Raw genomic sequence first — 18355 nt, forward strand, 5'->3', positions numbered from 1 at the left:
TGGGCTGTTGGGCTGTTGGGCTGTATTAAAACAGAGCCGATAAAGGTAATGAAATTATGAGAAGGAGAATAAATCATTTACACGGCAAACATAAATTAAATTATTGAACAGCAAGTGAAATGTTGAAAAATATTTTTTACTGAAAATAGTCATCGGACGTTGGTATAACTATCTTTTGCAAATGCCCCTGAAACTTCTACATTTGTCCGATGCAATACGGACTCCGTTCCGAACAGAGTTACGGAATCCGTACTTTGTCGGATAACTTTGTTCGGAGCCCAACTCAAAATATTCTCTATGAAAACTTCTACAACTTTCTTTATTGCGGCTTTTACTTCCATCGCTATTCTTTCGTTAGGAATAATGGAAGAGTGGAAGGATGGAAGAAAATCTCCTTCCCGTTCCCATCCGTCTTTTCATTCCGAATCGCGCACCGAAGCCATTGACGCGCTTCAGTTTCTCTCGGCAAGTTATGCGTATCCGAATAACGATGTTCCGCCCGATGCCTTCGGCAAGGCGTATGACTTCTACAAAAAGAATTTTCTCAACTCCCAACTCCGCACTCCCAACTCTGAACTCTCCACCGGCTCGTGGCAGAACATTGGTCCCAACAATGTGGGCGGAAGAACGCTTTGCGTTGCGCTTGACCCGAATGATACCGCAACCGTGTGGCTCGGTTCTGCCAGTGGCGGCTTGTGGAAATCAACCACCGGAGGAATCGGAACGAATGTGTGGACGTATGTGCCGACCGGATTTCCTACGCTGGGCGTGAGCAGCATTTCTTTTCAGCCGGGAACTCCGCAAACAATAATTATCGGAACAGGAGAAACATACGCCTACGGAATTTCCACCAACGGATTGATTGACCGCACCACGCGCGGAAGTTTCGGAATAGGAATGCTGAAAAGCACCGATGGAGGAGTAACGTGGTCACAAGTTCTCAACTGGACGTATCAGCAGAACCGCGGAGTGTGGGATATAAAATTCAATCCGCTCAAGCCGAGTATTGTTTACGCGGCAACCACCGAAGGAATTTATAAATCATATGACAGCGGAAACTCGTGGACGCAAATCAAAGCGGTGCAAATGGCAATGCAACTTTTGATTGACCCTGTGGATACAAATATTATTTACTGCGGAGTTGGAAATCTTTCCAGCCCGAACAAAGGGCTGTATAAAACATCGAACAGCGGAAGCACATGGAGCATTCTTACTACGGGGCTTCCTTCGAACAACAACCGCGATGGAAGAATTATTCTTGCCATGAATCCGCTCAATCATAAAACCGTTCTCGCGCATGTATGCGATGCGTTCAACACGGTTGGATTTTATATCACGCATAATCAGGGAACGAACTGGAGTTCGATGAGCCCGCAGGATATTGCTTCGTGGCAGGGATGGTATGCAAAGGGCTTGCTCTTTGACCCTGCCGATACCACGCATGTGCTTGCCGCAGGAGTGGATGTTCATTCTTCGAACGATGAAGGAAATAATTTCGCGCAGGTATCGAACAACACGTGGACAACCGATTATTGCCATTCCGATGTGCATGAAATAATCGTCAACCCGCAGAACGCGAACAAAATTTATCTCGCCACCGATGGCGGATTGTTCCGCTCGAATGATTTTGGCGTGAGTTATTATGAATGCACCAGCGGATATGTTACCACGCAGTTTTACATTGGCGCTGTTTCCGCGCAGGACGCCACCGATGCCTTTGCGGGCGCGCAGGATAATTATTCGTGGCAGTATGCGGGCAATCCTTCGTGGACTTCGCAAATAGGAGGCGATGGATGCTACACCGCCATTGACCCCACCAACGATAACAATATGTTTGGTGCGTATCAATACCTGAACGTGGAAAAATCAATTGACCGCGGAGCAAACTTCAATCAGGTAATCAACAGCCCTTCGAGCGCCATGGGAGGAAACCCAACCGCGTTTCTCGCTCCGTATCTTCTTTGCCCTTCCAATCCGCAGGTGATGTATGCAGGAGGCGACACCATCATTAAATCCACCAACGGGGGAAATTCATGGAACATGATTGGTCCCAAACCGCTCGATGGCGCAAACATTATTCTTTCCATCGGGGTTTCTTCCAAGAACAAAGATTCATTGTACGTGGGCACTGCTCCGACAAAAACCACTTCGCATATTTTCAGAAGCACGAACGGAGGAACTAATTTCACCAACGTTACAGGCGCCAACCTGCCCAACCGCTACCCGCGAAGAATCACCGTTGACCCGGTGAACAGCAAAATTGTGTATGTGGTTTATTCGGGTTTCGGCACGGGGCATCTTTTCAAATCAACCAATGCCGGTGGAAACTGGACTGACATCAGCACGGCACTGCCCGATATTCCGTTTCACTGCCTCGCCATTGACCCGCAAAACACCAGCACTATTTTTGCCGGCTGCGACTTGGGAATTTTTTATTCCAACGATGGCGGCAGCACCTGGAACACCTTCAACACCGGCTTGCCCGAAGCGGTAATGGTTTTTGATTTGGTGGTTTCGCCTTCCGATAAAACTTTGCTCGCCTTCACGCACGGGCACGGAGTGTATAAAAGAAATCTTTCCGATGCGGCTGTAGCGGTGAATGATGCGGCTTCTTCAGAAATAGATTTTCAGGTGTATCCGAATCCATCAAACGGGAAGTTCCAAGTCACAAGTTCCAAGTTACAAGTCACAAGTATGGAAGTTTATACTATAAATGGAGAAAAGATTTATGCAACCATTCAACCATTTAACCATTTAACTATTGATGTTGCTCTCCCTTCAGGGACGGGGTCAGGAATTTATTTTCTTGTTATAAAAGCCGGAAAAGAAACAGCAGTGAAGAAAATAGTCATTAGTCGTTAGTCATTGGTCATTGGAATAATCAGGAATGAATAAAAGAAGAAGATGAAGAAAGGTTGTACAATTATTTTTCTTTTAACACTCACTTTTTTTTCAATTGCATTCTCACAGAATAATAAAATTGAAAATCAATACGAACTCGGTGTCAAATATTTAACACAAGGAATATACAACAAAGCGGATTCACTTTTTACTTTAATATTGAAGAAAAACAAATTTGATGTCGATTCTCACGTTAATCGGGCAATTGCAAGAAAAAAGTTAGGAAATAAGTGTGGATATTGTACCGATTTGTTTTCTGCTGCAGAATTGGAAGACAAAGAAGCATATTCAACTTTTTGGAAAGATTGTCCGACTTATGATAGCATATTCAATTGTGAAAAAGGTGAAATAATAAAAATAAAAGATAATCAGGCTGCTGCAAACATTGATATATATGAATGGCAGCAAATAAATAATATGTTTACCATTAAATATGGATATGATATGTCCTCAATAAAATTTATTAGTGTAATTAATACCAATGAAAATTTAAATTCAAAATATTATATAGATGGGACAGATACATTGTATTTGGATATAAAAGAATCTCCTAAATATATAGGAGGTATTAATGAATTAAAAAAAAATATTGGAGAAGAAATTAAATTTTCAATTCAAAATAAAAAAGTAAAAAACAGCGATTGCTTATTCATTCTTTATTTTACAATTGATGAAAATGGCATAATAAAAGATATTTCAAGAACACTTTTTAATAGAAATGAACTTAACGTTTTGCCACAATGCAATGCACGTTATGAAGAGGAAGGTGTAAAAGTCATAAACAAAATGTCAAAATGGATGCCTGGAAAATTTAATGGGAGAGCAGTTAAAGTAAGGCGTGCCATTCAAATAAAATTTAATATTAATTGGACTGATTCAATTCCAGATTCTTTTTTTATGATTCCAATTTAATTATTTTCAGTTCAAAGTTCAAGATTAAATATTCAAGGTTTGGAAATATATAATGTATATGGCGAGTTAGTGTATTTAACATCCAACATCAAACCTCTAACATCTAACGAAATTAACCTGAGCGCAGCGAGCGGAGTTTATTTTGTTGTAATCAAAGCAGGAAAAGAAACATCGGTGAAGAAAATAGTCATCAGTCGTTAGAAAATAATTATGGATAAGTAAAAACTCAATACAGTGAGAAAACTTTATATGCTTCATACACTTTTCCTTTTCGTATTTTTCGTACTCTTTCGTTTTTCGGTGATTGCTCAGTACACCAAACTCCTCGACTTTGCCGGAAGTTCAAACGGACAAATAATTTTTGAGTACCTTTGAGAATAAAAAACAAAAAGCCATGACAGTAAAACAAAAAGTCATTAAAGAAATAAACTCACTGCCCGATAATTTGCTGGAAGAAGCATACCGCATTATTTCCAAACTGCGCAAAACAAAAAAAGTGAAGCCCGATGCAGTTTCCTTGCTTGCTGAAAATGCCCTTGCCGAAGAATGGAATTCAAAGGAAGATGAAGCGTGGGATAAAGTATTATAATCATGTATGAGCGCGGAGATATTGTGGTGGTTCCGTTTCCCTTTGCCGACAGCGGCAGAAAGAAAAAACGTCCCGCGCTGATTATTTCAAACGAACAAGTAAACCAAACAGGCGACTACCTGATGGCGCAAATCACCACCAAAGAAAAACAGGACGGGTTGTCGCTTCAATTAACCCCTGAAGATTTTGCCGCATCGCCTTTAAAGTTAAAAAGTTTTATCCGCTGCCATAAATTGTTTTTGCTCAATGAAAAATTTATTCTTCACAAAGCAAGCGTAGTAAAACCGGGGCTTCTTGTTATTCTGATTGAAAAAATAAATTCACTCATCGAATAAAATTTATATGCATTGAAAAAAACTTTACTCCTCACATCTGCCATCTTACTTCTTACATTTTACATTTCTTTCGGGCAGTACACTAAACTCCTTGATTTTTCAGGAACTTCAAATGGATATTTTCCTTTTGGTTCTCTTATTTCTGACGGAACTTTTTTATACGGGATGACACATAATGGCGGTACAAATAGTGACGGGGTTATTTTTAAAATAAAGCCCGATGGAACCGGCTATGCCGACTTACTTGACTTTGCAGGAACTTCAAACGGAGAACAACCTCTTGGCGATATTATTTCTGACGGAACCTTTCTTTATGGAATGACAAATGGTGGCGGCACAAGCGTTAATTGCCCAGGCGGTTGTGGAGTAATTTTTAAAATAAAACCTGATGGTACAGGATACTCAAAACTGCTTGACTTTGCAGGCAGCGCAAACGGAGCAGAACCTAATGGTTCTCTTATTTTTGACGGAACATTTCTATATGGAATGACCTATCGAGGCGGCATAAATGATTCCGGAGTTGTCTTTAAAATAAAGCCAGATGGCACAGGATATTTAAAATTGCTTGATTTTACTGGCAGTGCAAATGGAGCACGTCCTTGGCACTCTCTTGTTTATGATGGAACTTTTCTCTATGGAATGACTGAATATGGTGGTTTAAATTATGCAGGAGTTATTTTTAAGATAAAACCTGATGGAACAGGATATACTAAACTGCTTGACTTTGCCGGAAGTTCAAATGGAAGTACTCCTTTCGGTTCTCTTATTTCTGACGGAACATTTCTCTATGGAATGACGATTTTAGGTGGTGCAAATAATATGGGAATTCTGTTTAAAATAAAATCCGATGGAACCGGCTATACCAAACTTCTTGACTTCGCAGGAAGTTCAAACGGAGAAAATCCTTTTGGCTCTCTTGTTTATGATGGCACTTATCTTTATGCTATGACATATAATGGTGGCATAAATAATGACGGAGTTGTCTTTAAAATAAAGCCCGATGGAACTGGCTATGTGAAACTACTCGACTTTGCAGGAACTTCAAATGGAGGAAAACCTTATGGCTCTCTTATGTTTGACGGAACATTTCTCTATGGAATGACGCAACAGGGTGGCATAAATAATGCCGGAACAATCTTTAAAATCAACCCTGCAGGAATGGGCGTTGAAGAAAATGTGTTGGCAAATACTATTTCTGTTTTTCCCAACCCCTCCACCGGCAGGTTTACCATTGAAGGAAACAGTGGAATAAAGGAAATAGAGGTTATAAATCTTCTCGGAGAAAAAGTGACGCAAAGTGTCATTCCGAACGCAGCGAGGAATCTCATCATTGATATTTCTTCTCAGCCGCAGGGAATTTATTTTATGAAAGTGCAAACCGCAGAGGGTAACGCAAGCAGGAAACTTATTGTGCTCAAATAACGCGAAGATTGAAATAATGAAATGGTGACTGAACCATTGAAGGCAACCATTTTTTATTTCTTGCGTCTATCCTGCAAACACACCAAACTTTAATTAATGCAAACAATAAAATTACTCTCTGCAATCATTAGTATGATTTGCGCAAGCGTCACCCTTCATGCCGGTGCGATTACAGCAAGCAGTTGCAGCGTTACCATTGGCTGCTATCAATACAAGAATGCAAGTTGTCCCACGTGTGCCGATGGAATCGGGCATTCGTATGCTTCTAACGGAACTGCTCCTTACACGTATTCATGGAGCACATCGCCCGTGCAAACAACATCCGCTGCCACCGGACTTTTACCCGGAAGTTACACTGTGTGCGCCACCGATGCGAATGGCTGCACCGCCTGCTGCGTGACAACCATTACTGCTGTCACCTGCTCGATAACTGTTGGATGTTATCAGTTTAATCCTGCAAGTTGCGCTGCCTGCCCCAATGGAACCGGGCATTCGTATGCATCGGGAGGAACTGCGCCTTATACTTTTACATGGAATACAATTCCTGTTCAAACCACTCAAACGGCAACGGGTCTTTTGCCGGGAACTTATCTTGTATGTGCGACCGATGCAAACGGATGTTCTTCCTGCTGTTCCACAACCATTACTGATTCATCGGTATGCACGCTTACGCTTGGATGTTATGCTTACCAGCCCGCAAGTTGTAATACGTGTGCTGATGGAATCGGTCACTCGTACGCATCCAACGGAACTGCGCCTTATACTTTTTCGTGGAGTAATGGAGCAACCACATCTACCGCTACCGGACTTTTACCGGGAACATATACTGTTTGTGTTACCGATGCGAAGAATTGCACGGCTTGCTGCTCAACAACTATTCTTGATACTTCGACTTGTAATATCACTATCGGATGTTATCAGTATCTTCACGCAAGTTGCCCGACTTGTGCTGATGGAATCGGACATTCATACGCTTCCAACGGAACTGCGCCTTATACTTATTCGTGGAGCACAAGCCCTGTTCAGAATACTCCTTCCGCCACCGGACTTTTACCGGGAACATATACCGTGTGCGCCACCGATGCAAAAAATTGTACGGCTTGCTGCGTAGTTACCATTACATACAGCACCACTTGCAATTTGAATGTTGCGTGCTATCAATATCACTCGGCAACTTGTCCTACTTGTGCGGATGGTTCCGTTCACGCGTATGCTTCCAACGGAACTGCCCCTTATACTTATTTGTGGAGCACAAGCCCTGTTCAGAATACTCCATCCGCTACCGGACTTTTGCCCGGCACATATACCGTGTGCGTTACCGATGCGAACGGCTGCACCGCTTGCTGCACCACAACTGTTACTTCTACCTATAACAGTTGCCAGGCGTATTTTTATCTCTATCCCGATACTTCGCTGCCGCATACGTATTGGGCAATCAACTATGCAACAAGCACAAATCCTCCTATCACATACAGTTGGAACTGGGGAGACAATACAACTTCCATAGGCGCTTATCCAACGCATACTTATGCAAATGCAGGAGTGTACACCATTTGCCTTACAATTACCGATGCAGTTGGATGCTCGAGCACTTTTTGCCGCACTGACTCCGTGCAAAAAAGTTCGGACCCGCATAGCAATGATATAATAACTGTGAATGTGATTGCCGATGCAACAGGAGTGAATCAACTAACTTCTGAAATATCTTATGCCAACATTTATCCTGTTCCCAACAACGGCAACTTCACCTTGGCGTATCGCCTGCCTGTTTCAAAATCTGAATTGCAGGTAACTGATATTATGGGGAAAATAATTTATACTTACGAAATAACCGGAGCGGAAGGCAATCAACGTATCGCTGTTCCGAATTTGGAAAACAGCATTTACTACTGGCAAATTATTTCTTCTGATGGTATTCTGAACAAAGGAAAGATTGTTGTGATACGATAACATTTACCAGCAGCGCTACTTCACTGCCGTGAGCGACATATTCAAACTTTTCACGCTATGCGTGAGCGCGCCAACTGAAATATAATCAGCGCCAATAGAAGCATACCTGCGTATGTTTTTTTCATTCACTCCGCCTGAAATTTCCACTTCAACCATTCCATCTATGAGGGGTATTGCTTTTTTCAATTGCGGGAGAGAGAAATTATCAAGCAAAATTCTGTCTATGTATCCCGTGTTAATTATTTCTTTCACTTCATTCAGGTTTCGCGCTTCAATTTCAATGTCAAGATGGAGATTATTCTTCTTTATATAACGCAGCGCGGAAAAGACAGCATTTTGAATTCCTCCGGCAAAATCAATATGATTGTTCTTGATGAGGAGCATATCATATAATCCGAAACGGTGGTTGAAGCCGCCTCCGATTCTCACCGCCCATTTTTCAAGCGCACGGAGCAGCGGAGTGGTTTTGCGCGTGTCAAGAATTTTTACTTTATACGGCTTGCAGAGTGCAACAAGTTTATTTGTTTGTGTTGCAATGCCGCTCATGCGCTGCATGACGTTGAGCGCAAGGCGCTCGGTTGTGAGAATGGAGCGCGCGCTTCCTTCCACGGTAAAAGCAATATCTCCTTTTTTAACTTTTGCTCCGTCATGAAGAAGAACTTTCACGCGCAGGTTTTTGTCGAACGCATGAAAGATTTTTTCCGCCAGCGAAACTCCTGCGAGAATTCCTTCCTCTTTAATTATTAATTGTGATTTCACTCTGGCGTTTTTTGGAATGCACGCAAGCGTGGTGTGGTCGCCACTGCCAACATCTTCTTTCAATGCAGAAGAAATAAATTGCTTCCAATTAAAATTTCCGGAGAGGAGAGAAAAAGAATTTTTACTCATTCTGTTCTTCAAAACGCAATTGCTGAATGGATAAACCGGCTCCCTGCTTTTTGAAAAGGAAATAACTTCTGAATTTTTTCCCCGAAGAACTTTCGTAGGTGCCGATTGCAAACTGGTCGCCATTCTTTGAAGTGCCTTTATGGATAACAGAAAAAGATTTAATAGGATTCTTCGCGAAGAAATCTTTCAGAATAAGTTCTGCCTGCGCCTTGCTGTACACATCTTCCTTGTCAAGAATCTTCAGGTCAATGTTGTCGGCAAAGAATTTTGAAACGTTCGATGCCACACCGGTTTTAACAGCAGTGGCAACATCATCGGATAAATCTAATTCGCGAAATGGCAGAGCCACCGCGAAGAAAATCAATATGGAGAGTATCGGATTCATTTATTTACTAAGAGCAACTATCAAGCCAAACAAACTTTATTTTGCCATGCAGCAAATTTATACTTTTTTTGCTGTTGAAATAATTTCTTCTCTAATGAATATAACACTGCTCTGCACCGGAAAAACTTCTGAGAAATATATTGCAGAAGGAATTAAGATGTATGCAGAGAGAATAAAACATTATTGCAAATTCAATTTAATAGAAGTTGAAGCAGGGAAAGGCAATGAATCTGAAATTATAAAAAAAGAATCGCTCACTATTTTGAAAAGGGTAGGAGAGAATGATTTTCTGATTCTGCTCGATGAAAAGGGAAAAGAACAAACCTCGGTTCAGTTTGCGGAAATGCTCCAACATCATCAGAATATTTCTACGAAGAATCTTATTTTCCTCATTGGAGGCGCATATGGTTTTTCAGAAGATGTTTACCAGCGCGCCAACGCAAAAATTTCTCTTTCACTAATGACTTTTCCTCACCAGTTGGTAAGAATAATTTTTCTGGAACAATTATACAGGACGTTTTCAATTCTGAGAGGGGAGAAGTATCATCATTGAGAAGTCGGCAGTCCTCAGTTGGCAGTCCTCAATTGGCAATCTTCAATCAGCAGCCATCAACTTATTTATATTTGTCAGGGTTTTCAATCATGTGATTAAGTAATCTTCCAACTTCTTCCGAGCGTTCATTGAAATCAGCATACTCTGTTTTATTGATATAGTTGCATTCTAAAGCAAAGTCAAGCCAAACTTGTGTTTCGGTATTTTCCATATCGGCATCGGTTATTTTACTTGTAAAATGTGCAGGATATAATCTTTTTCTATAGCCTTCTCCTATGCAAGAACAAACAGAACGAGATGATTTTCTTATTTGAGAAGTTAATGAATACTGCTCTTCTGCTGGAAATGATTTTGACTTTTTGAAAATATCCATTGCAAGAGCAAATGCCTTTTTATAAACTGTAAGATTTCTAAATCCGGTTGCCATGTTTGAATAGTATTTATTGTTGGCTGTTTATGTTGCCGACTGCCAACTGCTGATTTTCATTTGCTGACTGATTATTATGGCTGTTTATGTTGTTGACTGCCGACTGTTGATTGCCGACTGATTCAATTGCCACTTCCACGCGCTTTCCATCATCTGCTCAATGTTGTATTGCGGTTTCCAGCCCAGAAGTTTTTCTGCTTTGGAAGAATCGGAATAAATGGCTTCCACATCTCCTTTTCTTCGCGGGGCAATATCGTATCTCAGTTTTTTTCCGCTCACTCTGTTAAATGCTTTCAGCGCTTCAAGCACGGTAACTCCTTTTCCTGTTCCGAGATTAAAAATTTCATAGTTGCTTTTGTTTCTTTTCTCAAAAAGATAGTTCAGCGCGAGCACGTGCGCGTGCGCAATGTCGCTCACATGAACGTAATCGCGTATGCAGGTGCCATCGCGCGTGTTGTAATCATCTCCGAAAATGCTGAACTCCTTGCTCAAGCCAATGGCTTTTTGCATAATGGACGGAACAATGTTATCGGGCTTTCCGAAGGGAACTTCTCCAATCAATCCTGAAACATGCGCGCCCACCGGGTTAAAATAGCGCAGGGCGATAGATGAAAATTCGGGATTCTCCCTCGAAAATTTAGTGAGCAGTTGTTCTCCCATTTGCTTGGTGCTCCCGTAAGGCGACTGGGCTCTTCGCTTGGGCGTTTCTTCATTCACCGGAAGTGTTGAAATGTTTCCGTAAACCGAGCAGGAAGAGGAGAAAATAAAATTGCGCACTCCGAATTCTTTCAGGCAGGCGAAAATATTTTTAAGCGAATCGTTGTTGTTGTGAAAATATAAAGCCGGGTTTTTAACCGATTCGGGAACTGATTTCAGCGCGGCAAAATGAATCACTCCGTTTATATCGCTGTTTTCTGAAAAAATAGTTTTTGTTTTTTCCAAATCGCATAAATCAATGTTGTAGTTTTTAATTTCTTTTCCCGTGATATTTTTTATCCGTTCAAAAGTTTTTTCGGCAGAGCGTAAAAAATTATCGGCTGAAATTATTTCCCAGGAAGTTTTTTCCAGCACATCAACGATTGTGTGCGAGCCAATGTATCCTGCTCCGCCTGTAATGAGGATTTTCATAGGGAAAAACTAATTCTCCAGAATCTTAAACTCCACCCTTCGGTTCAACTGCATGTTTTTTGCATTGGGTTTTCCGTTCACTTTGTTCGGAGCAACGGGCTGCGCATCGCCATAACCCTGCGCGGTGAGGCGCAAACGGTCAGCGCCTTTCACGATGAGTTCATTCACCACTGCTTCTGCGCGCGCCTGCGAGAGTTTCAGGTTTGCATCTTTTTTGCCGGCATCATCGGTGTGCCCGCCAATTTCCACTTTAATGGAGGGATTCTCGGTGATAAGTTTTTCTACTTTGTCAAGTTCCGTTTTTGATTCTTTGCGCAGCGTTGCTTTTCCGCTGTCGAAGAAAATATTGTTGAGCACTATTTTTGCGCCCTTCTTTATTTTTTCGAGCACAATGTTTTTCTTTATCTCCGAATATGTTTTCTCCTTCGGAACATTTATGTTTTCCGACTGGAAAAGATACCCATCGGCTTCGTACGATACGTTGTAATCGTTTCCGCGCTGAAGGTTGAAATAATATTCTCCTTTATCGTTGGGAGTAAATGTTCCGACAGGCGCTGCGGTTTTATTATCTATAACCACTACACGCGAGTTCTTGACAGGATTTTTTATTTTGTCGGTTACCGTTCCGCTCACCGAAATTGTTCCGAGCATCTTCGCGGTTTCCATAATCACATCTTTTTTGAAATCAAATTCAGTGAGCGCTTTGGGCAAATCGAGCGATTCATTCATGGTAATAAATCCATCGGCTTCATAGGTGATGGAATAACTTTCGCCTCCGGTTCCGGGAAGGTCAAACGAATAACTGCCATCGGGCTTGGGCGCGTATACGCCAAATAATTTTTTACCTGTATTGTCTTTGGCAGAAATTTTTACTCCGGGAATTAATTCGCCAGCGCGCGTTTTCACTTTTCCATAAACTGAAACGGCTCCCAGGTTTTTGAAATCGTAATCGCGCTCAATCTCTTTGTATTCTCCTTCGGGAGTAACGGAAACAATTTCCGTGTACGGGCGGAAACCATCGGCTTCGTATTTCACCGTGTAAGTTTTTCCCGTTCGCCCGGGATTCAGCGGGAGAATATATTTCATCGTTCGCGTGTTTGGATGAACTTCCTGCATCAACTGTCCGCTTTCCATATCGGTGGCAGAAATGGTAACGAAACTCATCATGCTGTCTTTCTTTCCGGCAAATGAAACATGTCCTTTCATCAGCGTTACGGGAATAACCATGCGCTGCGGAATGGTAATGAGGTAAATATCTTTTTCACCTTTTCCTTCGGGGCGAACGGAAGAAAGATAGGCGCGCTTTCCATCGGTGCTCATCACATAAAAAATATCGTCATCAGTGGTGTTAATGGGGTAGCCCATGTTTTGCGGAGGATACCAGCCCGAATCTCCTTTCACCGAAAAGAAAACATCAAAGCCGCCCATGGTTTTATGCCCGTTCGAAGAGAAGAAAAGTGTTACTCCATCGGGATGCATGAACGGTGCATCTTCATCGTACTCTGTATTGATGGTGGGACCCAGGTTGGTTCCCTTGCTCCATCTTCCGGTGGGAAGTTTCACGCAGCGGTAAATATCTCTTCCGCCAAATCCTCCCGGGCGGTCGCTCACAAAATATAACGTGTTTCCATCGGGCGAAAGGCAGGCGCTGGGTTCCCACGAAGGAGAATTTATATCGGTGATGTCTCCCGGGTCGGTGCCTAGCATGTAGCCGTACGACCACTGGTCGCCTTCGAGTTTGCTGTAATAAATGCTTCCTCCTTTGTCGTCTTTATAATATAAAAGTTGCTGCCCATCGGCAGAAATTCCCACCACCGCTTCGTTGTACCAACTGTTCACGTGCGTGCTGAGCGGTTTGGCTTCGCTCCACGAGCCGTCCGGATTTTTGTCGCATACCCAGATGTCTTCGTAATAATTATCGTGAATGTCGCGGTTATCGTTTCCTCCGGTGGCGGCATTAAACCTGCGTGAAGTAAAAAAGAGTTGCGATTCATCGGCAGTGATTACAGCACCGTAATCGGGAAATTCAGAATTCACGCTGTCGCCCAGATTAGTGATGGTGCATTTTACAGGAGAAGAAACAAGTTGCTGCGCGGTTTTGCTCATTTCCATTTTTCGTTTCAAATCTTTTGCGGCAGCGAGGTCTTTTAGGTTAATGGCTTTGCCGAATTTTTCATACATGGCAATGGCTTCATCAAAGCGGTAAGTGAGGTGGTATGCCTGACCGAGCAAATAATATACAAGTTCAGGACATCTTTTTTCTGATGGCTCATCGGGAATATAGTTGCGCGTGGCTTTTGGCGCAGCGGCTTCCAGGTAATCCACTGCTTTTGTTTTTTCGGAAGAAGAAGAAAGATACAACTGCCCGATTTTGAAATTCACATTGGCGTTGAGCGGGTCCATTTCATGCAGAACGTGAAAAGTATGAAGAGCCGTGTCGTTAAAACCCTCCATCATCTCAAGGTTTCCCTGCGTGAAAAGTTCGATGAATTTGTGATGGTCAATTTTTTTCTTGGGCGCTTTGCGAATGTACATCTGCCCGTCAATCATCACGGTGTCTTTTTCCTGCTGGGCAAACGCTTCGACTCCGCCTAAGATGCTGCTCAGCGTGACAATGCAAAAAAGAAAAACAGAAACAAAAATGTTTTTTCTGAAAATCATAATTGGTATTCGTTTCGCGGCAAAAATAATGATTTGAAAGGAATGAACTGAAAAATGTTTTGCGCCAGTTCTTTCGGAAGATTCTTTTCCAATTTGTTAATAATATTCTGTAACCTTTTGAGCGCAATTTCAGTTACAACTGCATTCAAAAAAAGTTGATTTACCAAGAGTATTCTTAGTATATTCGAACGCTCAAAACCATTCATTTAAATTCATTTCCTCATGAAGAAATTTTACTTCTCCCTCGCCATCGCATTTTGTTTTTGTTCCGCACGCCTGTTTTCGCAGTGCGGATTTAATTCCAACCCAACAAACGGCTGCGCTCCGCTCACCGTAACATTTACTCCTACGGGAAGCTGCCCCAGTGCCTACGAGTTGCGCTGGCATTTTGGTGATAACAGCCCCGTGCTGATAGACACGCTTCCTCCTTATGTAACGCATATTTATACGTATGCAAGTTGGTTTAATCCGTGGGTGGAAGCATACGATAATACAGGAAATTACCTCGGCTTCAGTTATGGAAGTTCTATCAATGTGAACGGAGTGGGTTTTAACGCTCCCGATTCTATTTGCCTTGGCGACCAGGTTCAGTTTTGTCCCAGTGGTTCAATGAACAGCACGAACTGGGATTTTGGCGATGCAACCACTTCCACGCAATACTGCGAAAATCACGGATACTCTTCGCCCGGCACATATACGATTACCTTAAGCGGAAATTCCCAGCAATGCGGAAACGGAAGTTACAGCAAAGCCATTGTGGCGGCAAACAATGTGAGCATGAACCTGAATGCATGGACGAATGCTCAGAACAATTCCGCCTGCCCCAATCAGCCGGTAGGTTTTAATACCAATGGAAATTACCTGAGTTATAACTGGGATTTTGGAGACGGTGCAACCAGCACGCAGGCGCAGCCGCAGCATACCTACACTGCGGTGGGCACTTACACGGTTTCCTGCATGGCAACCAATCACTGCAATAAATCGGGAACGTCTACTTTTACAATGAATGTTTCTACTACTTATATTTTTCCTAATTATATTCAGTTGCAGCCGCAACCGCAAGTTATCTGCCCGAACTCGCAGGTGAATTTTAACATTAACGGTGCAAACGGCTACCCCTCGTATGAATGGAACTTTGGAGATGCTTCTCCTTTGCAAACCACCACGCAGAATTATACCAACCATACGTATAATGCTGCCGTAGGCACGTACACCGCTTCGTGCAGAATTACCAGTTACTGCGGAAACGACAGCACCATTTTCGCAACCGTTACCATCAGTACCACGGCTCCCTTCGGAAATCAGATTAACATAGGAAATAATTCTCCTATATGCCCCAACGGCATTGGCGGCTTTCAGGCGCCTGGCGGTTATATAAGTTATGAATGGGATTTTGGCGATGGCTCTCCACTGGAAACAACCACCAACAATAATAATAACCATACCTACGGAAGCACAATTACTACCTACACAGTTGCCTGCACCATTACTAACGGATGCGGAAACGACACTACCATTTATTCGCAGATGCAGGTAATGAACGGTGTTGGGTTTCCCAGCGGCAATTGGTTTTCATTGAATGTAAATAATCCGTATTGCGTGGGCGACAAAGCATCCCTGCAGGCGCCTAACGGCTATACCAGTTATCAATGGGATTTTGGTGATGGAAACACCGCATTCACTTCCAAAGAAAGCGCCACCCATTCCTATACAGCCATTGGAACGTATACGGTTTCGGTTTTGATTACAAATGCCTGCGGAAACACTACCACTCTTTATGCCACAGCGGTGGTTGACAATGCAGGTTCATTTCCCAACTGGCTTAATATAAAAACAACTCCCTCTTCCGGTTCCTGCCCGAATGATATTGTGAATTTCAGTTTGGATAACAACAGCCAGTATGCTTCTTACCTTTGGAAATTCGGAGACGGAGATACTGCTCTTACTGTCGGAAGCGACATTCAGCATACCTATACCGCCACAGGAACTTATAGTGTTTCGCTCACCATTACCAACGGATGCGGCACAAGCACTACGCTTTATACCACAGTTGCCGTAACAACCAGCAGCCCGATAAGCAGTGCGCTTTCCCTGCAAGGAATTCAAAACCCCGCCTGTGCCGGTGATGTGATAACTTTTATTCCTAAATATGGCGGCTCAAGTTATACCTACTACTGGGATTTTGGTGACGGAGGAAAGGATACTACCCTTGGAGCAGGAACAAAACATACGTATGCTTCCATAGGAAATTATACGGCAACTGCTACTGCAAAAAACGGCTGCGGCATAACGAAAACCGTTGCCATGACGGAAACAATTTCCACTACTGCTTCTCCGGTTCTTATTTCTTCAGGCAATAATTCAACCTTTGGTGTTCCCGGTGGAGAGCATGGAGGAACTTCCGGCTGTGCAGGCGATGTAATTATTTTTTACTTTATGGGTGAAGAACCGAACAACCTCTGGAATTTCGGTGACGGAAATACCGGCACTGCAGTTGACCACATGCTTGTATTTGGCGGAGACGGCAACACCTACCCGGTTACCATCATCAAACATGCCTATGCAACGAATGGAACCTATACCGTTTCTCTTACGCTCACGAATAAATGCAACAAGAGCACAACAGGAAGTTTTGTAATTAATATAGGAGGAAACCTGCTTGTGAGCGGAGACATGACCACATCGCCTCCGCCTTTCACCACTTGTTCACCCATTGATTTTATTGCTTTCGGAGGAAAAAATTATACCTGGGATTTTGGTGATGGAAGCAATCAGTTAAGCACAACCTCTCCCACTGTTTCGCACTCCTTTGCTCAATTGGGTGTGTACGTTGTGAGTGTTGTGGTGACGAATGGATGCGGTAATAGTGCAACCTATACCAAGTCCATTAATGTTACGGGAGCAAGCGGTCCTGCTGTAACATTAAATTCATCTTCAACTCCTACTTGTAATGGAGGAATGGATGGCATGGCAGATGTTTCTGTTTCGGGCGGTCAGGCGCCTTATAATTATTTATGGGATAACGGGCAAACTACTTCTGCAGCGAATGGATTATCTGCGGGATTATACAATGTGGTTGTTACCGATAATATAGGATGCTCTTCCACTTTTGCAGTTAACATCAGCAATCCTGCTTCTATTGCGCTTGCTGTTTCTTCTACTAATGCCGGATGCGGGCTGCAAACGGGCACAGCATCGGTTTCTGTTTCAAGCGGTGGAACTCCGCCTTTCTCTTATATGTGGGCAAGCGGACAAACTTCTTCCACAGCAACCGGATTGGGATGGGGTTCCTATTCTGTAACTGTTACAGATAACAACGGCTGCACTTCATCAACTATTGCAAGCGTGAGCGAAGCATCGGGTGCATCAGTTTCTGTCAGCACATTAACCAATGTAACTTGTTATGGCGGCTCGAACGGTGCCATTGCTATTAATGCCACCGGTGGAAATCCTCCTTTCACGTATGCTTGGTCGAACGGAGCCACCACGCAAAATATTTCAGCGCTTGCTGCCGGAAGTTATTCCGTAATGGTGATTGATATGAACGGATGCAAGGGAACATTAAACACTGTCGTTAACCAGGCGCCCGATGTGGTTGCTACAACCAGCGTGATTGCCCAGCCCAATTGCGGTTCGGCAAACGGAAGCGTAACAGTAATTCCTTCTGGAGGAAACGGAGGTCCCTATTCTTATTTATGGACGAATGCCGGAAATAAAACCACCCAGACAATTACCGGGTTGTTTGCAAAAACCTATACCGTGATTGTAACCGATGCTGCGGGCTGCACCAAGAAAGGAACTGCGGTGCTTAACAATGCCAATGCTCCCAGTTCATCGCCTGTTGTAACTCCTGTTAGTTGCAATAATATGTGCGATGGGCAAATTGCGCTCAACATCACCGGAGGAACATCTCCTTATTCGTATGCATGGTCTTTTGCAACTACCGATGAAGACCAGGTTTCCAATCTTTGCAATGGAACTTACCTATGTACTGTACTCGATGCGGCAGGTTGCCAGATTACACGAATATTTACCTTGAACAATCCAGCAATCCTCTCCTCCACCCTAAGTTCATCAGCCGCCACGTGCAGCAGCAACGGAACCGCCACAGCAAGTATAAGCGGAGGAACAACACCTTATACTTATAGTTGGAGCAATGGCGCGACCACTGCAAATATAACCGGCCTTGCCGGAGGAAATTACA

General features: G+C 43.1%; 14 protein-coding genes. 9 read left to right on the forward strand and 5 right to left on the reverse strand.

Features of this window, described 5'->3' with window-relative positions; translation table 11 throughout:
- Positions 1-297 precede the first annotated feature (297 nt).
- The 7 genes from HY063_13995 (at position 298) to HY063_14025 (ending at position 8109) form a co-directional block, all read left to right on the forward strand.
- The gene (locus tag HY063_13995) at positions 298-2862 is read left to right on the forward strand and encodes a T9SS type A sorting domain-containing protein (GenBank protein ID MBI3502898.1); all 2565 of its coding nucleotides are present in this window, start codon (positions 298-300) and stop codon (positions 2860-2862) included.
- A 42-nt stretch (positions 2863-2904) separates the two neighbouring features.
- Entirely contained in the window at positions 2905-3813 is a 909-nt protein-coding gene (locus tag HY063_14000) for a hypothetical protein (protein MBI3502899.1), read from the forward strand.
- Between the two features lie 39 nt (positions 3814-3852).
- Positions 3853-4014, forward strand: coding sequence for a T9SS type A sorting domain-containing protein (locus tag HY063_14005; protein MBI3502900.1), 162 nt, complete (start codon positions 3853-3855; stop codon positions 4012-4014).
- A gap of 193 nt (positions 4015-4207) precedes the next feature.
- Positions 4208-4402 (forward strand): hypothetical protein, encoded by a 195-nt coding sequence (locus tag HY063_14010; protein MBI3502901.1) that lies wholly within the window; start codon positions 4208-4210, stop codon positions 4400-4402.
- Positions 4402-4737, forward strand: a complete 336-nt coding sequence (locus HY063_14015) for a type II toxin-antitoxin system PemK/MazF family toxin (GenBank protein MBI3502902.1) — start codon at positions 4402-4404, stop codon at positions 4735-4737. Before HY063_14010 ends, HY063_14015 begins: the two co-directional genes overlap by 1 nt.
- Before the next feature lie 12 nt (positions 4738-4749).
- Positions 4750-6159: a T9SS type A sorting domain-containing protein gene (locus HY063_14020; protein MBI3502903.1), complete on the forward strand. Its 1410-nt coding sequence runs from the start codon at positions 4750-4752 to the stop codon at positions 6157-6159.
- A gap of 96 nt (positions 6160-6255) precedes the next feature.
- Positions 6256-8109 (forward strand): T9SS type A sorting domain-containing protein, encoded by a 1854-nt coding sequence (locus HY063_14025; GenBank protein ID MBI3502904.1) that lies wholly within the window; start codon positions 6256-6258, stop codon positions 8107-8109.
- A gap of 15 nt (positions 8110-8124) precedes the next feature.
- Here HY063_14025 and nadC read toward each other — a convergent pair whose 3' ends face one another.
- Complete coding sequence (gene nadC / locus HY063_14030; protein ID MBI3502905.1) at positions 8125-8997, reverse strand: carboxylating nicotinate-nucleotide diphosphorylase; 873 nt, start codon at positions 8995-8997, stop codon at positions 8125-8127.
- Entirely contained in the window at positions 8990-9382 is a 393-nt protein-coding gene (locus HY063_14035; GenBank protein ID MBI3502906.1) for a DUF4783 domain-containing protein, read from the reverse strand. The genes nadC and HY063_14035 overlap by 8 nt, the downstream gene beginning before the upstream one ends.
- Positions 9383-9476: 94 nt before the next feature.
- On the opposite strand from HY063_14035, the gene HY063_14040 reads away from it, so the two are divergent.
- Positions 9477-9935, forward strand: a complete 459-nt coding sequence (locus HY063_14040; GenBank protein ID MBI3502907.1) for a 23S rRNA (pseudouridine(1915)-N(3))-methyltransferase RlmH — start codon at positions 9477-9479, stop codon at positions 9933-9935.
- Positions 9936-9996: 61 nt separating this feature from the next.
- Here HY063_14040 and HY063_14045 read toward each other — a convergent pair whose 3' ends face one another.
- The 3 genes from HY063_14045 to HY063_14055 all read right to left on the reverse strand — a co-directional run bounded on the left by HY063_14045 (position 9997) and on the right by HY063_14055 (position 14151).
- A complete protein-coding gene (locus HY063_14045) occupies positions 9997-10362 on the reverse strand; it encodes a four helix bundle protein (protein MBI3502908.1) in 366 nt (121 codons plus the stop codon).
- A gap of 84 nt (positions 10363-10446) precedes the next feature.
- Complete coding sequence (galE, locus tag HY063_14050) at positions 10447-11490, reverse strand: UDP-glucose 4-epimerase GalE (GenBank protein MBI3502909.1); 1044 nt, start codon at positions 11488-11490, stop codon at positions 10447-10449.
- A 9-nt stretch (positions 11491-11499) separates the two neighbouring features.
- Complete coding sequence (locus HY063_14055; protein MBI3502910.1) at positions 11500-14151, reverse strand: OmpA family protein; 2652 nt, start codon at positions 14149-14151, stop codon at positions 11500-11502.
- Between the two features lie 222 nt (positions 14152-14373).
- Between HY063_14055 and HY063_14060 the strand changes: the two genes are divergently transcribed.
- Positions 14374-18355 (forward strand): PKD domain-containing protein (locus HY063_14060; protein MBI3502911.1); only part of this gene is annotated, 3982 nt, incomplete at its 3' end.

Source organism: Bacteroidota bacterium (assembly GCA_016195025.1).
Classification (GTDB): Bacteria; Bacteroidota; Bacteroidia; order Palsa-948; family Palsa-948; genus Palsa-948.

What these genes read in the sequence shown, in the direction of transcription:
- nadC (MBI3502905.1), bottom strand. Translation starts at nt 8,997, where the DNA reads ATGAGTAAAAATTCTTTTTCTCTCCTCTCCGGAAATTTTAATTGGAAG.
- HY063_14055 (MBI3502910.1), bottom strand. Translation starts at nt 14,151, where the DNA reads ATGATTTTCAGAAAAAACATTTTTGTTTCTGTTTTTCTTTTTTGCATT.
- galE (MBI3502909.1), bottom strand. Translation starts at nt 11,490, where the DNA reads ATGAAAATCCTCATTACAGGCGGAGCAGGATACATTGGCTCGCACACA.
- HY063_14035 (MBI3502906.1), bottom strand. Translation starts at nt 9,382, where the DNA reads ATGAATCCGATACTCTCCATATTGATTTTCTTCGCGGTGGCTCTGCCA.
- HY063_13995 (MBI3502898.1), top strand. Translation starts at nt 298, where the DNA reads ATGAAAACTTCTACAACTTTCTTTATTGCGGCTTTTACTTCCATCGCT.
- HY063_14010 (MBI3502901.1), top strand. Translation starts at nt 4,208, where the DNA reads ATGACAGTAAAACAAAAAGTCATTAAAGAAATAAACTCACTGCCCGAT.
- HY063_14040 (MBI3502907.1), top strand. Translation starts at nt 9,477, where the DNA reads ATGAATATAACACTGCTCTGCACCGGAAAAACTTCTGAGAAATATATT.
- HY063_14000 (MBI3502899.1), top strand. Translation starts at nt 2,905, where the DNA reads ATGAAGAAAGGTTGTACAATTATTTTTCTTTTAACACTCACTTTTTTT.
- HY063_14025 (MBI3502904.1), top strand. Translation starts at nt 6,256, where the DNA reads ATGCAAACAATAAAATTACTCTCTGCAATCATTAGTATGATTTGCGCA.
- HY063_14045 (MBI3502908.1), bottom strand. Translation starts at nt 10,362, where the DNA reads ATGGCAACCGGATTTAGAAATCTTACAGTTTATAAAAAGGCATTTGCT.